Here is a 14,406-nt window from a genome sequence, read left to right as displayed (position 1 = left end):
CAAATTTTTATGTTTGACAGAATAAGCTTTTTTAGGCGACTGCCCGCCCAGGCAGAAAGCGAAGCTTTCAATCAGGGGCAGATTGTCTGCTCGGGCAGAAGTGCGCAGCACTTTGGTCAAGGGAGAGTTGAGTAAGCAAAAATCAAGCAAAAAAGCTGGGTTTGCGTGCAGCTTCCTGTTTTTGCCGAATCAGTCTCTGATAAAGTGCCGCCATGTGCTGACCAAAAGCCTCTTTGGATAGAGAATCGACGATTTCCTTCCCTTTTTTGGCCATAGTCTGCGTTTGACCGGGGGAGCGCAAAGCCTCATTAACGGCTTTGACATAGCTTTCCCGGTCAGTAAATAAATAACCGGATTTTTGGGCAACAACTACATCGGTAACATTTTCATCATCATAAACAATGACCGGTAAGGTAGTGGCCATGGCTTCAAATATGGTTAAGCCCTGGGTTTCTGTTTTTGACGCATTGACAAAGAAGTCGGCCAGACTGTAATACTGACTGACATCGCAAAATGGAATCCGGCCGGCAAAACAAACGGCGTTTTCCAAAGAAAGCGCCTGTACTAATTTTTCCAGTTCTACGCGGTAAGGGCCGTCGCCGACAATCAGGAGTCGGAGTTCCGGATGAGCCGCAAGCAGTTCCGGCATGGCTTCAATCAGAAAATCAATGCTTTTTTCCTGAGAAACTCGGCCGAGAGAGAGCAGAATTTGATTTTTTTCGGTGTAACCGTAACGACTTGTCAAAGCCTGAACAATAGGGCTGTTTTTGGGCAGCCGCTCAAATTGGTTGACATTGATGCCGGTTGGCAAGATGGCGATTTCATTGGTCACGCCGTAGCTGCGCAGTGCATTTTTGGTTTTTTTACTGGGGACAATCACAAGGTCATAGCCCTGCACATAAAACTTGCTGCCTTTTTTCATCAGTGCTTTCACCACCGGCTGACCGATGCTTAAAACATAGTGTGTATAGTCCTCATACATGGTGTGATAGGTATGAACTACAGGCAAATGCAGATGTTTGGCAAAAAAACGCCCCAGCAGCCCTAGCGAAAATTCGGTATGGGTATGAATCACATCCAGTCCGAGTGCTCTGACCTGACGAAAAGAGTTGTGAAAAATAGTCGGAATACCGACTCGAAACTCTTGCCATTTAGCGAAAGGAACAGAGGGAATTCGAATAACATTTTCTTCCAAACTGGCATCGTATCCGGGAACATTGACAGTGATGATAAAAACCTGATGACCGAGTTCGGTTAAAGCTTCTTTAAGCAGCATGACGGAAGTGACTACGCCGTTGACCTGCGGGTAGTAGCAATCCGTGAATAAGCCGATTTTCATAAATACCTCTTTTTCCAGCAGCCATTTTCAAGACAGGCTGCTTTAATTTTTAGTTAGGGCCTCAACTTTCCCCTGATCGAAGTGCTTTGCACTTCTGCCCGGGCGGGCAGTCTGCCATAGTCTTTTTTGGCTCTATCCCGCTCGGAGAGCGGGTGCATGGACTCACTCTCGCAATTTGCTTCGCAAATCGCATTCCGTTTCTGCCCATGCAACGAGCCTAAAAAAGACTGTTCTGTCGAACATGGGAAAGTTGAGTTAGGACTTAATATTTTGTTCCGCCGGTCTGTAGCCGAAGAAAAAGACAAAAAAGCCGATGATTAAGCCGATATAATAGGTGATGAACCGCCATAGCAGCATGATAGCCGTAGCCAGCGGACCGGCAATAAAGGAGCTGAAAAACACCAAAAAACCAAATTCTGCGCCGGCTGACGCTCCGGGCAAGGGCACAACCGAGGTAATCAGCATGGTATAGGAACTGGCCAAAATTGCTTCCAGCATGGTAATGTTTTGAAAGCCTAAAGCCCGGCAGACAAAGTAGGCAACCATATAAAAAACCGTCAGCCGGAGCGTATTTAAAAGCAGTGTTTCCAGTAAAAGCCGGGGCTCTTTTTTGAGCAGATTCATATTTTCGGAAAAGGTTTTGGTAAAGGCCAGAAGCTTTTGCAGACTCTTGTCTTTATTCTTGATCAGATGGAGTCTGGCCATAAAATTAAGACCGGCCGTACTGATGAAGCGGAGAAAGCGCCGACTGGTACTGACAAAGAACAAAAGGGCAATTACCAGAATATTTAAAATAAAACCGGAGACCAAAATAGCGGTCGAATATCGGCCGAACAGTAAAATCGGATGAAACAGATGAGAAATCAGTGCTACCAGACAATAAATGACCAGAGCTAATTGGTAAACAATAAAGTTTTGAACGGAAGCGGAGGTAATCTTCCCCAACCCGATTTTACTTTGTGCATTTAAAATATAAATCTGAAAGGGTTGTCCGCCGGTCGAAAAAGGGGTAATGCCGTTAAAAAATTGAGTGGCCAAGGTCAGCTTAAACATTTGGCTGAAGGAAATATCAGAGGTATATTTTTTTAAAATGGAATGATAAATCCGGGCTTCCAATCCCCAGAAAATGAGCATACTGACAATACCGGTCAAAAGCCAGGGCAGGCTGGCATGCCAAAGCGCCCCCAGGATATTGATAAAATCCTTGTGCAGAAAAAAGACCAGCAAAATCAAAGTCAGAACCATAGTACAAATAAAGTTTTTTCGATTAAAAAATTTTTTCATAAAGCTCTTTCTTTTCCATCAAAGGAAACAGGCAGCTATCATCGGGCAAGATAAAATCAGAAAACCTTAATTTCTCCAAGAATTCGGCATCTGACACAAAGTTTTTCTTTATTATATATGATATTGCCTGTAATTGGAATTAAGGCTTGATTAAAAATTTATCTTCCTTAATTCCCTTTTGTTAATAGACTTCTAAGAAAACGGCAGAAATCCGGCAGATGCCGTTGAAAAATGAAGGTACAGGCTTTGTTTAAAGCTTTTCCATGCCGGCAATCCGGTGGTTGATTTTTTCAATCAAAGCTGAATCATAATGCAAATATTCCAATATTTTCACGGCATTACGGGTTGAGGTGATGCCGGGATGAATCTTGTAGTCAAAGCTGAGATCTTCTTTGGTCACGTTTTCCGTAAAATAATAGGGCGTATAGCCGGGAATTTGCGGAATCAGCTGCAAATCATGAGTCGCAACCGCGCCCAAGGTATTGGCGGCATCAAGTGCCAGACAAATTTCGGCTGCCGAAGCAATTCGCTCGACCGGGTTGGTGCCCTTAAAAATTTCATCAATCAAAAACAGCGTCCGGTAGGAACGTCCGGATAATTCTAACATCCGCCGGATGGCGTCAGCTTCCTGCAAAAAATAAGACTTGCCTTCGGCGATACTGTCCTGCAGACTGATGGAAGTAATAATATGCAAAGGGCAAAGCGTCATTTCCGCGGCGTAAGCAAAGTTCCAGGTTTGTGCCAAAAGCACATTGACGCCCAGCGTGCGGAGAAAGGTTGATTTTCCGCTCATATTCGAGCCGGTGATTACCAGCGAAGTTTTGATATCCAGATCATTGGCCACCGGTGCAGATAAGAGCGGGTGAATCAGATGTTTAAACCGAATCAGTTTTTCAGTTGGAGCAACGAAAACCGGTGTGCAGATTGGTTTGGTGTTTTCCTCAAAAAACAGACTCATCGCCTGATGCATGTCCATTTGACCGGTGATTTCATACAGCCGGAAAAGCAAGTCAGCTTTGGGAGCTAATTTTTTGGCAATGCTGACATAACGCCTTTCTTTGAATAAAAATAAAATATTTAAGTAATCCGCCAGAAAATCCAGGCTCTCCAGTTGGAAAATGAAGGAAATATCTTTATGTGTCTGACGCAGCGGCGGATAGTATTCGGCAAGCCCGCATTCCTGAAAAAAAGCGTTTTTCTGATACAGCCGGCAAAAGTTTAAAAGCTTGTAGGTATAGGCTAAAGTGTCAATCTGAGCTTCGTATTTTTTGCTGAACTTATAATGCAGCATACCATTAAAAATGACGCAAATCGGCAGTCCAAGAAATAAGTTCCAGTTTCTTGTTACCAGCATCAGCACCGTCAGCAGCAAAAGAGCAAGCGGGCTGAACCGATACAAAAACTTATCCTTAGCCGAAAGCTGAAAATCCTCCTGAATCGAGCGGCGGAAGTCGTAGCGCAGCCGTCCGGTTTTTTTCAAGTTTTCCCGCAGCTGTTCCCGCTCTTCCGGTTGGTCGGTCAGGGCCTGAACAGCGGCACTTCGCGCTTGCAGTTCTTCCGGCTCAAAAATAGGATTATGCAGGGAATAATAGAGCGCTTCATCGCCCTGAGCGGTCAAAGTTTCTTCCATTTGCGCATATAAGTCGTCCATATTCAAGTCCGCCCAAGTAATGGGATCGATGGCGGATGCCGAAGCCGGGTAATAATCCAGCATTTTTTGCAGCTGGGAAAATGGGATTTCGTTTTTTTGACGTTTAAATAAATTAGGTTTTTTCATGTTAATTTCCTTTAATTTTTTTGCCGAAAAGCTTTGCGTTTTGGGTAGCGGCAGCCGGCACAAGCGGACGGTTTGAGCAAATCTGGGAAAGGCGAGTTATTTGCGCGAAATATGCAGCTATCCATAAAATACTGTTTCCCGGCCGAGCAGCCGGGAAACGTGATTTGCGCTTCTCCGCCGGTCAAAAGCAGCTAGCGGAGGAAAATAAGATTATTTTTGCATACCGGTGCTTTCTGCTACCAGTTTAGCCCGGCGCAGCGTGGATACCAGCGGCTTATATAAAACGAAAGCCAAAACGGAATTAAGACCGGCTTTCAGCAGATTAAAAGGCAGAATCGCCGGAATCAGCATCCCGACAACAACACTGCGGGGAACATTCATAAAAATCGGAGTCAGCAGATAATTCCACAGCAACATAATCAAAACCATACCGCTGCTGCCCAGAAGCAGGCCGGTAACCGCACCGCGGGTGGTTCGGTTTTTATGATAAAAATAAGCGGCCGGCACGACATAAGCGGCGGTAGAGATAACATTCATAATAAAGCCGATTAGGCCGGTTGTGCTAATCGTCAGCATTTCCACCAGGCTGACCACGACGGAAACGGCCAAACCGGACAAGGGGCCAAAGATGAAGCCGGCCATTAAAATAATGATATCTTTGGGTTCGTATTTTAAAAAGGGAACAGAGGGAATGATCGGAACTCGCAGCAGAAACACGGATAAAAAAGCAAATGCCGATAACATACCAAGGGTTGTCAGTTTTTTGGTTTGAGAATGGGTCATGATAAATCTCCTTTTCTTTTGTCAAATTTAAAATGCAACGCAGAAAATATCTTTTGCGCTGCAAAAAAGATTTGGAAATTTATCTTTTTCCATCCAGACTATACTGTCGGTATTGGAATTGCACCAATTCAGCTTGCGCTCGCGGACTGTACCGCCGATCGGGAATTACACCCTGCCCCAAAGATATTTTCTATTTATTTACTTGACCTTCGTCAATTACTGTACCGACAGACCTCCGTTTTTACGAAAGGCAATGAATTGGTACAAAAGTATAATATACCGCTTTTGGAGAAAAATCAAGAGAAAGTTTTAAAATTTTAATGCGATGGGAAAAGCGGTGCTTGACAAATATTTATTTATCTCATACAGTATTCTTATCCGGTCAGACATCGGAAACCAAAATCAGTCACCAAACCAAGTGGAATTTCGGTGCTCCCATATTTATACTTTAATTGGCCCAAAGCCAGGGTGGTTGGCAGCTTTGGACATGGTTATGAGAAATGAAGAAGGAGAATGGAGGGGAATTTTTATGTATAAATTTAACCGTGAAGAATACGAAAAAAGGATGGAATGGTATAAGGCTGCAAGGTTCGGCATGTTTATCCACTGGGGACTGTATGCGATACCGGCCAGGGGCGAATGGGTAAGAAGCACGGAAGAGATGCCAAAGGAAGAGTATATGAAATACTTCGACGAGTTTACCGCAAGGGATTATGACCCTAAAAAATGGGCGAGAGCGGCTAAAGAAGCAGGAATGAAATATATGGTACTCACGGCGAAGCATCATGACGGTTTTTGTCTTTTTGACAGTAAATACACCGACTTTAAGGCGACAAACACGAGGGCGGGAAGAGATTTAATTAAAGAATATGTGGAAGCGGTAAGAGGAGAAGGACTCAAAGTAGGACTTTACTTCAGTCTTTTGGACTGGTATCACGAAGATTATCCGCATTACGGCGACGCTCATCATCCGATGAGAAACAAAGAGGAATACGGTAACTGGAACCGCAAGTGGGAACGATATGTAGAATATTTTCATAACCAGGTGGAAGAGCTATGCACAAACTACGGAAAACTCGATATTCTGTGGTTCGATTTCTCATATGATAATATGAGGGGTGAGAAATGGGAAGCGACAAAGCTCGTGAATATGGTGAGGAGTTTACAACCGCATATTATAATAGATAATCGCCTTGAGGTAAACGGAAAGGGCAGCGACTCGCTGGCGCTTGGTGATCCGGCGCCTTTTCACGGTGATTTTATCAGCCCCGAGCAGATTATTCCGCCGGAAGGTTTAAAAGATATTGAGGGCAGGCCTTTAATTTGGGAAGCTTGCGTAACAATGAATAATCATTGGGGCTATCACGGCACGGATAAACTTTTTAAGCCGGCACCGATGTTAATTAAAAAACTTGTCGAATGTGTGAGCAAAGGTGGAAATTTGCTCCTAAACGTAGGACCTGACGCTTATGGCAATATACCTGAGGAATCCATGAATATTTTAAAAGAGATAGGGGAGTGGATGTCTAAAAACAGTGAAAGTATCTACGGCTGCGGTGCGGCGGATATTCCTAAGCCAGATTACGGCCGAGTGACGAAAAAAGGAAATACTTATTATTTCCACTTATATGAAAATACCATAGGGCCGGTTCCGCTTATAGGAATTGATAAGAACAGACTTGTCAAGATACGCGCCTTAGCGACAGGTTATGAGATTCCCGCCTCGACTTCCTGGGTACATAGGGATTATCCCGATGTACTGTTTGCGGAGCTTGGCGGAAATCCGGTTTTACCTGATAGCATAGACTATGTCCTTGCGGTTCAGGTGATTTAGGAAATCAACATCAGCTTTATCCAAACCGGCCGCTTTGGCGACTTCCGAGGCAGACATTGGCTTACCGGCTTCTTTCATGACTTTTAATACTTGTTCTTTCATAAATGCAGTTCCTTTCTGATTATAATTTAAAGCGCTAAGCGCTGAAACGTTAACATCATAGCATAGACAGAAGCATTTGGTAAGTGTTACTGTACAACTCCCGGTTTGCCAAAATATTCGGCTGCGGCGGATTTTGACATTGGCGGCGGTGATAGGATTTCATTATAGAAAAGGCATTAAAAAGGGTTGTCAGATAATTTAGAATATGCTATAAATAATGAGAAGGAAAATATCAATGCCGATTTGGATAGGGAGAAAAAAATGGAATTGTGGGATCTGTACGACGAGAACAGAACTCTGCTGGGGAAAACGCATGTGCGGGGCGTACCGCTGCAAGAGGGGGAATACCACCTGGTAACGGATATTTGGCTGGTGCGGCAGGACGGAAAAGTTTTGATTACCAAAAGGCATCCTAAAAAAATTTGGGGTAATATGTGGGAATGCACCGGCGGCTCGGCATTGGCCGGAGAAGAGAGTCGGCATTCCGCGGCCCGTGAGCTGGCAGAAGAGGTGGGGGTAGCGGTTGATCCGGCTGAATTAAAGTTATTGAATACGATTCGAATTAAAGACCGTTTTGTTGATACTTATGCTGTAGTCAGAGATTTGGAAGTTAAGGATTTGACTTTGCAGGCAGAAGAAGTAATAGATGCTAAGTTTGTTGATTTTACGGAATTGACTCAAATCTGGCAGGATAATAATCTGGTGCCGCGGGAACGCTTTTTACAGTATCGTGATGTTTTGTGGAATTTTGTAGAGGAGAATAAAAAAAGCGAATAAGCTGTGGGCAAGATATTATTTGAGCTGCAAATGAAAGCGTTTTAATGAAATAAACGAGTAAATAAGTTTTTATCTGGCGATATTTCAGGAATTTCGCCCTCTATTTAGACAATAAGAAACGAGGAATTTTATGTTAGATGTAACTACACCGGCGCTGCTGTTTCCGGCCATATCCTTATTAATGCTGGCCTACACCAACCGCTTTGTTACTTTAGCTGGTTTAGTGCGGGATTTAAAGGCCGAGCATGATAAAAAACCGAGTGAGAATTTAAAACGCCAAATCGACAATTTGGCTTTTCGCCTGAATGTGATCCAGTATATGCAGATTATGGGAGCACTGGCTTTTTTCTTTTGTGCTTTTTCGATGTTTTCTATTTTTGCCCATAAAACAGAACTGGGTACGGTTATGTTTGGGCTGGGTTTAGCGGCTTTATTGCTGTCGCTGATTCTTTTGATTGTCGAGTTATCCGTGTCAGTTAAAGCCTTAAAGCTGCTGTTGCGGAATATGAAACAATAGAGAAGCAAAAAAGCATAAAAAGTATATCTATGTGGTATACAGTATACATTGTGAAAAAAAACTATTTGCATTTCCGACCGGTTTGTGCTATTCTATACAAGATATATTGTGCGGATAGGAGGTGCGAAAGATGGTCATAGCATTAAAAGTAGCGTATGCAGTAATTTGCGTAGCGCTGATTGCTCTCATTTTATTGCAGCAGAGCAAAGTAAGCGGACTTTCCGGAACAATCAGCGGAGCCGGAGAAACCTACTGGGGAAAAAATAAAGCGCGTTCGATGGAAGGCGGATTACATAAAGGAACCGTTGTGCTGGCGGCTTTATTTGTTGTTTTGTCGCTGGTAATCAATTTTATGCAGTAATTAGGAAACCGCCGAAGCAATCGGCGGTTTTTTACTTGTAGAGTGCGTGCTAAAAGAGGGATAATACAGGGAGAAGGAATGAACAAAACAGAAATCAGAAAAAACATGGTGCTGGAACTTTTGGCGCATTCGGAATATAAGCCGATGAAAGCCAAGGAAATCCAAGCGCTGTTTGGCATAAAAAAGCGGGATGCCGCTGAGCTACAGGAAATTTTAGATGAACTGACAGTTGGCGGCAAAATCCTGCAAACCGCCCGCGGCAAGTATATGCTGCCGGTCGAAGAATGGCTGAAAACCGGGAAATATGTCGGTCATCCTGCCGGCTACGGCTTTGTTGAAGTGGAGGATTTGCCGGCCGATATCTTTATTCCGGCCTACCGTACCGGAGGCGCGCTGCATGGCGATACCGTCAGTGTCCGCATTTTTCCGGAATCGGCCGGAGCGGGAAAGGCTGCCGGAAAAAGAATGGAAGGCGAGATTGTTAAAGTTTTAAAAAGAGGCTTTACGCAGCTGACCGGTGTTTATCAAAGTGCCAAGGGCTTTGGCTTTGTCGTGCCGGATATCGTTAAGATCGGGACTGACATTTATATCGGTCGGGGCTTAAGTAAAAACGCCAAAACCGGTGATAAGGTAGTAGTTCAGCTAAACAGCTACGGCGTAGCGGGCGAAAAACCGCGGGGCGAGATTTTGGAAATTTTAGGGAGCTCCGCTTCGGTGGAGGTTGATATTACTGCCATTACCAGAAGCTACGGTTTGCCGCAGGAGTTTTCCGAAGCGGTATTGGCGGAAGCTCAAAAATGCGGCTTGGCGGTTCCGCCCCAGGAGATCGCCCGGCGGCTGGATTTGCGGCAGGAGCTGGTGATTACCATTGACGGCGAGGACGCGAAGGATTTGGATGATGCAGTCAGTATCCGTCAGGTGGGCGATGCCTTTTGGCTGGGCGTTCATATTGCCGATGTCAGTCATTATGTGACCGAGTACAGCGAGCTGGATATGGAAGCGGCTCGGCGGGGAACCAGCCATTATCTGGTGGACCGGGTAATTCCGATGCTGCCGCCGGCATTGAGCAATGGGATTTGTTCGCTGAATCCCGGGGAGGAGCGGCTGACACTTTCCTGCATTATGCAGATTGACCGGCAAGGGAAGGTGCTTTCTCATGAGATTAGAGAAAGTGTGATCCGCTCGTCCTGGCGAATGACGTATACCGATGTGGCGGGGCTGCTGGAGCCGGAGCGCTGTCAGCCGGAAGAAAGAGAGCGCTTGTTCCGGAAATATGAAACGCTGCTGCCGACTTTAAGGCAAATGGCGGAGTGTGCGGCTATTTTAAAAGCGGCCAGAGAAATGAGAGGGGCGATTGATTTTGACTTTACCGAGGCCAAGTTTATTTTAAACCCTGATCATTCGGTGGCTGAGATTAAAGCCTATGACCGGAATATTGCTACCCGCCTGATTGAGGATTTTATGCTGATTGCCAATGAAACGGTGGCCGAGCATTTCTTTTGGCAGGGTGTGCCCTTTTTGTACCGCAGTCACGGCGAGCCGAAAGAAGATAAAATCAAAGAATTGGCATCTTATTTAAAAGCACTGGATTATCCTTTCCGGCAAAGGGCAAATCTCCATCCCAAAGATTTGCAGCGGCTGCTGGCGGAGGCGGAAGGCCGGCCGGAGGAAAACATCATCCGCCGGATGGTGCTGCGCAGTATGCAGCAGGCCAGATACAGCGATAACAATGAAGGCCATTTCGGATTATCCTTAAAATATTACACGCATTTTACTTCGCCGATTCGGCGCTATCCGGATTTGCAGATTCACCGGATTATCAAAGAGATTTTAACCGGCCGCTGGAATAACGCTCGGCAGGAGCATTACGCCGGAAGATTGGCCGGAGTGGCGGTTAAGACTTCGGCGCTGGAAAGACAGGCGGATGAAGCCGAAAGAGACGTGCATAAGCTGCTAAAAGCCTTTTATATGGAGGATCATATCGGCGAGAGTTTCACCGGAATTGTTTCCGGTGTCAATCAATGGGGCATGTTTGTCGAGCTCCCCAATACGGTCGAGGGCTTTGTGGCCATCAGCCGGTTAAAGGATGATTTTTATGAATATGAAAGTGCGGAAATGGCATTAACCGGCGCCCGTTATCAAAGACAGTACCGTTTGGGTGATGCGGTTGAAATAACCGTGCTGGATGTGGATAAGACCAGAAAAGTCGTTGATTTCAGCCTTTATGAAGAAACGGTGCTGCCGGAAAAACAAAGCGGTTTTAAGGTCGAGGAAAAATTAGCAGGCTCGGAAAAGAATGGCAGAAAGCCGAAAAGAACTGCTCTGTCCAAAGAAAAACGGAGTCACCGGGAACATAAAAAAGGAAGAGGCAGGAAATGACGCAAAAGGAAAGAATGATTGCCGGTTTGCCGTATTTGGCGGGAGATCAGGAACTTTCGGCTGACCGGCAGAGAGCCAAGGAGATTTGCCAGCGCTTTAATCAGCTGCCGGCGGCGGAACAGGCGGAAGGTATGACGCTGCTGCGCGGCCTGTTTGGAGCGGCCGGGGAGCAATTTTGGATTGAACAGTTTTTTCGCTGCGATTATGGCTATAATATTTTTATTGGTGAAAACTTTTACAGCAATTATAATTTGACGATTTTGGATATCGCGCCGGTGCATATCGGCGATAATGTTATGATTGCGCCGAATGTCGGCATTTATACGGCCGGGCATCCGGTGCATCCGCAGGCGCGTCTGTCCGGTTATGAATATGGAGCGGAGATTTGGATTGGCGATAATGTCTGGATTGGCGGGCATACGGTCATCAATCCGGGTGTCAGTATCGGTGCGGGAACGGTGATTGGTGCGGGCAGTGTCGTGATCAAGGATATTCAGGCCGGCTGCATTGCCGCTGGTAACCCTTGCCGGGTAATACGGAGGATTACCGAGGAAGATAAGCAGTATTATTATAAAAACGTACCCTTTGATGTCGAATGGGAAAATACGGAGAACAAGAACTGACAATCCTTTGGCGGCAAAAATCGAAAAACCGCCCGGAGTTTTAGATTTTGACACCGAAAGTATGGGAATAAAACAGCAATGTAACTTTCCTTTGTTCATCAGAACAGTCTTTTTAGGCAGATCGCCCGCCGGGCAGAAGTGCGCAGCACTTTAATCAGGGAAAAGTTGAGACAATAATAAAAGAGGAGCAGACACATGAAAACAAAAATTGCGGTCTTTTTCGGCGGGAAGGCAACCGAACATGAGGTTTCGGTCATATCCGCCATTCAGGCTATGGAGAATATGAATCGGGAAAAATATGAGATTTTTCCTGTTTATATCAGCAAGGACGAAAAGTTTTATTTTGGGCAGGAATTAAGAGAAATCGAGCGTTATAAAAAGCTGAACGAACTGCTCAAGACAGTATCGGAAATTACTTTGGTTAAAAATCATCAAACCGGCCGGGTTGAGATTTACCGGCTGCCGCTGAAGCTGATGCCGAAAAAATTGGGTGAGTTTGAGATTGCTTTTCCGATTCTGCACGGCAACAAGGGCGAAAACGGCAGCATTCAGGGAATGCTGGAAATGCTTAAGATTCCCTATGTCGGTTCCGGGGTGGCGGCCTCGGCTATTGGCATGGATAAAGCGGCGGCCAAGCATTTGCTTCGGGATACCGGTATTCCGGTCATTGATTTTGTGGCCTTTAACAAATACCGTTTCTTTCAGGCGGAACAGGAATGTTTGGACGAATGTGAACATAAACTGCACTATCCGATGATTGTAAAGCCGGCCTGCGGCGGTTCCAGCATTGGCGTGGAGATAGCAGGCAGCCGGGAAGAATTGGCTTTTAAGCTGAATCAGGTGTTTTTGCTGGACCGCAAGGCGATTATTGAAAATAAAGTCCAGTCGTTGCGCGAGGTTAATTGCTCGGTGCTGGGGGATTGGACGGAAGCGCATACTTCTGTGATTGAAGAGCCGGTTACCAGCTCGGAGTTATTGTCCTTTGCCGATAAATATATGAATGACAGCAGCAAAGGCATGAGCAGTGCCAGCCGTAAGATTCCGGCTGATATCAGTGCCGAGCAAAAGGAGCAGGTCGAGGAGTATTCGCGCCGTATTTTCCGGGAGCTGGGAGGCGCCGGAGTGGTTCGGATTGACTATATTATTGACGAAACGGACGGACGGCTGTACTTTAATGAAATCAATACCATTCCCGGCTCGCTCGCCTTTTATTTGTGGAAGCCGCTGGGCAGGGAATATTTCGCTTTGCTGGATGAGTTAATCCGGCTGGCGGTTAAGGAATATAAGCGGCAGGAGGAAATCCACTATTCTTTTGACAACAACTTGTTCCAAAGCAATTCCTTGGGAAAGATGAAGGGACTGAAAAAATAAGATAAAAATGCCGCCGGGAAAATAGCGGCTGACGGCGACAGCAAACGATGAGCAGAGAAGAAATGAAAGAAAATCCAGATTTTTTAACAAAACAAATCATTACCTATATCGGCAATAAGCGTTTGCTGCTGGAGCAGATTGAGCAGGAGACAAGGGCGATCAGCCGGGCACTAAACAAAGAAAAGCTCGTTTGCGCCGATTTGTTTGCCGGTTCGGGAATTGTCGGAAGAATGCTGAAAAAGCATTCTTCTGTTTTATATATCAATGATTTAGAGTATTACAGTTATGTTATCAATTCCTGCTATTTATCCAATCGGGAGGATTTTCCGGCGGCGGAATATGACCGTTTTTACATGGAATGGAAAGAGCGGCTGAAAACACCGATTACCGGCGGACTGATTGCCGGCAGCTACGCACCGCGCGAGAGCGACCGGATTTTAGAGGGTGAACGGGTTTTTTATACGCCGGAGAATGCTCGGATTATTGATACGGCGCGCGCTTTTATTGCGGAATTGCCGCGGCCGATGCAGAAATATTTTTTAGCGCCGCTGTTATACGAGGCGTCGGTGCATGTTAATACCGGCGGAGTATTTAAGGGCTTTTATAAGGACGTGCGCACCGGCCGGGGCAAGTTTGGCGGAACGGCGGAAAATGCCTTGCCCCGGATTACGGGGCGGATTGAGCTGCGGCCGCCGGTGTTCAGCAATTTTCGGTCGGAACTGATCCTTACGCAGGACGATGCCAACCGGCAAATCGGCCGACTGCCGGAAGTGGATTTGCTGTATTTGGATCCGCCGTATAATCAGCATCCCTACGGCTCCAATTATTTTATGCTGAACGTAATTGCCGCCGGTCAAATCACCGCACCGGTCAGCCCGGTTTCCGGGATTCCCGCGGACTGGAACCGGTCGGTTTACAATCAGAGAAAGAAAGCGGCAACGGCGCTGAGGCTGCTGATTGAGCAGGCGCGGGCGAAGTTTATCATTATCAGCTATAATTCCGAGGGATTTATCGGGAAAGAAGAAATGCAGGAAATGTTACAGCCGTTCGGAAGCCTGAAAACGGTGGAAATAAAGTATAATACCTACCGCGCTGCCCGCAATTTAAGCAGCCGGTCAGCCCATGTCAGGGAATATCTTTTTGTTTTGAAAAAAGATTGAGAAAAACACTGAAATATAGTATGATAGTGATATAAGTGTCAAAAACATGAAAATCCGCTGCCGGGCTTCTGGGCAAAAGGATTGAATAAGACAGGCACG

At 45.8% G+C, this 14,406-nt stretch carries 12 protein-coding genes and 1 riboswitch; of the genes, 8 read left to right on the top strand and 4 right to left on the bottom strand.

Features of this window, described 5'->3' with window-relative positions; translation table 11 throughout:
* Positions 1-142: 142 nt before the first annotated feature.
* From C3V36_10780 to C3V36_10765, 4 genes are all read right to left on the bottom strand, one after another.
* Positions 143-1,339: a glycosyltransferase family 4 protein gene (locus C3V36_10780; protein ID AVM69682.1), complete on the bottom strand. Its 1,197-nt coding sequence runs from the start codon at positions 1,337-1,339 to the stop codon at positions 143-145.
* A gap of 255 nt (positions 1,340-1,594) precedes the next feature.
* Entirely contained in the window at positions 1,595-2,623 is a 1,029-nt protein-coding gene (locus C3V36_10775; protein AVM69681.1) for a hypothetical protein, read from the bottom strand.
* Positions 2,624-2,873: 250 nt separating this feature from the next.
* Entirely contained in the window at positions 2,874-4,400 is a 1,527-nt protein-coding gene (locus C3V36_10770; GenBank protein AVM69680.1) for a hypothetical protein, read from the bottom strand.
* Between the two features lie 210 nt (positions 4,401-4,610).
* A complete protein-coding gene (locus C3V36_10765) occupies positions 4,611-5,183 on the bottom strand; it encodes an ECF transporter S component (protein AVM69679.1) in 573 nt (190 codons plus the stop codon).
* Between the two features lie 77 nt (positions 5,184-5,260).
* Positions 5,261-5,372, bottom strand: a riboswitch (FMN riboswitch).
* Between the two features lie 340 nt (positions 5,373-5,712).
* Between C3V36_10765 and C3V36_10760 the strand changes: the two genes are divergently transcribed.
* The 8 genes from C3V36_10760 (at position 5,713) to C3V36_10725 (ending at position 14,307) form a co-directional block, all read left to right on the top strand.
* A complete protein-coding gene (locus C3V36_10760) occupies positions 5,713-7,017 on the top strand; it encodes an alpha-L-fucosidase (protein AVM70526.1) in 1,305 nt (434 codons plus the stop codon).
* A gap of 363 nt (positions 7,018-7,380) precedes the next feature.
* On the top strand, positions 7,381-7,896 hold the full coding sequence (locus C3V36_10755; GenBank protein ID AVM70525.1) for an NUDIX hydrolase: 516 nt from the start codon (positions 7,381-7,383) through the stop codon (positions 7,894-7,896).
* Between the two features lie 130 nt (positions 7,897-8,026).
* Entirely contained in the window at positions 8,027-8,413 is a 387-nt protein-coding gene (locus tag C3V36_10750; protein AVM69678.1) for a DUF2721 domain-containing protein, read from the top strand.
* Positions 8,414-8,534: 121 nt separating this feature from the next.
* Entirely contained in the window at positions 8,535-8,774 is a 240-nt protein-coding gene (gene secG / locus C3V36_10745; GenBank protein AVM69677.1) for a preprotein translocase subunit SecG, read from the top strand.
* Between the two features lie 60 nt (positions 8,775-8,834).
* Positions 8,835-11,153, top strand: coding sequence for a ribonuclease R (gene rnr / locus C3V36_10740; protein ID AVM70524.1), 2,319 nt, complete (start codon positions 8,835-8,837; stop codon positions 11,151-11,153).
* Complete coding sequence (locus tag C3V36_10735; protein AVM69676.1) at positions 11,150-11,776, top strand: galactoside O-acetyltransferase; 627 nt, start codon at positions 11,150-11,152, stop codon at positions 11,774-11,776. Before rnr ends, C3V36_10735 begins: the two co-directional genes overlap by 4 nt.
* 195 nt (positions 11,777-11,971) lie before the next feature.
* Positions 11,972-13,147: a D-alanine--D-alanine ligase gene (locus C3V36_10730; GenBank protein ID AVM69675.1), complete on the top strand. Its 1,176-nt coding sequence runs from the start codon at positions 11,972-11,974 to the stop codon at positions 13,145-13,147.
* A gap of 62 nt (positions 13,148-13,209) precedes the next feature.
* Positions 13,210-14,307, top strand: a complete 1,098-nt coding sequence (locus C3V36_10725; GenBank protein AVM70523.1) for a DNA modification methylase — start codon at positions 13,210-13,212, stop codon at positions 14,305-14,307.
* Positions 14,308-14,406 lie beyond the last annotated feature (99 nt).

Source organism: Lachnospiraceae bacterium oral taxon 500 (assembly GCA_002999035.1).
Lineage (GTDB): Bacteria > Bacillota > Clostridia > Lachnospirales > Vallitaleaceae > W11650.
The sequence above is the reverse complement of the archived record's forward strand: the minus strand, read 5'-3'. Positions and strand labels throughout refer to the sequence as shown.

Excerpts from the sequence above, each read along its gene's own strand:
- C3V36_10755 (AVM70525.1), top strand. The coding sequence starts at position 7,381 with ATGGAATTGTGGGATCTGTACGACGAGAACAGAACTCTGCTGGGGAAA.
- C3V36_10735 (AVM69676.1), top strand. The coding sequence starts at position 11,150 with ATGACGCAAAAGGAAAGAATGATTGCCGGTTTGCCGTATTTGGCGGGA.
- C3V36_10750 (AVM69678.1), top strand. The coding sequence starts at position 8,027 with ATGTTAGATGTAACTACACCGGCGCTGCTGTTTCCGGCCATATCCTTA.
- C3V36_10765 (AVM69679.1), bottom strand. The coding sequence starts at position 5,183 with ATGACCCATTCTCAAACCAAAAAACTGACAACCCTTGGTATGTTATCG.
- C3V36_10760 (AVM70526.1), top strand. The coding sequence starts at position 5,713 with ATGTATAAATTTAACCGTGAAGAATACGAAAAAAGGATGGAATGGTAT.
- C3V36_10770 (AVM69680.1), bottom strand. The coding sequence starts at position 4,400 with ATGAAAAAACCTAATTTATTTAAACGTCAAAAAAACGAAATCCCATTT.
- C3V36_10725 (AVM70523.1), top strand. The coding sequence starts at position 13,210 with ATGAAAGAAAATCCAGATTTTTTAACAAAACAAATCATTACCTATATC.
- C3V36_10775 (AVM69681.1), bottom strand. The coding sequence starts at position 2,623 with ATGAAAAAATTTTTTAATCGAAAAAACTTTATTTGTACTATGGTTCTG.
- C3V36_10780 (AVM69682.1), bottom strand. The coding sequence starts at position 1,339 with ATGAAAATCGGCTTATTCACGGATTGCTACTACCCGCAGGTCAACGGC.
- C3V36_10730 (AVM69675.1), top strand. The coding sequence starts at position 11,972 with ATGAAAACAAAAATTGCGGTCTTTTTCGGCGGGAAGGCAACCGAACAT.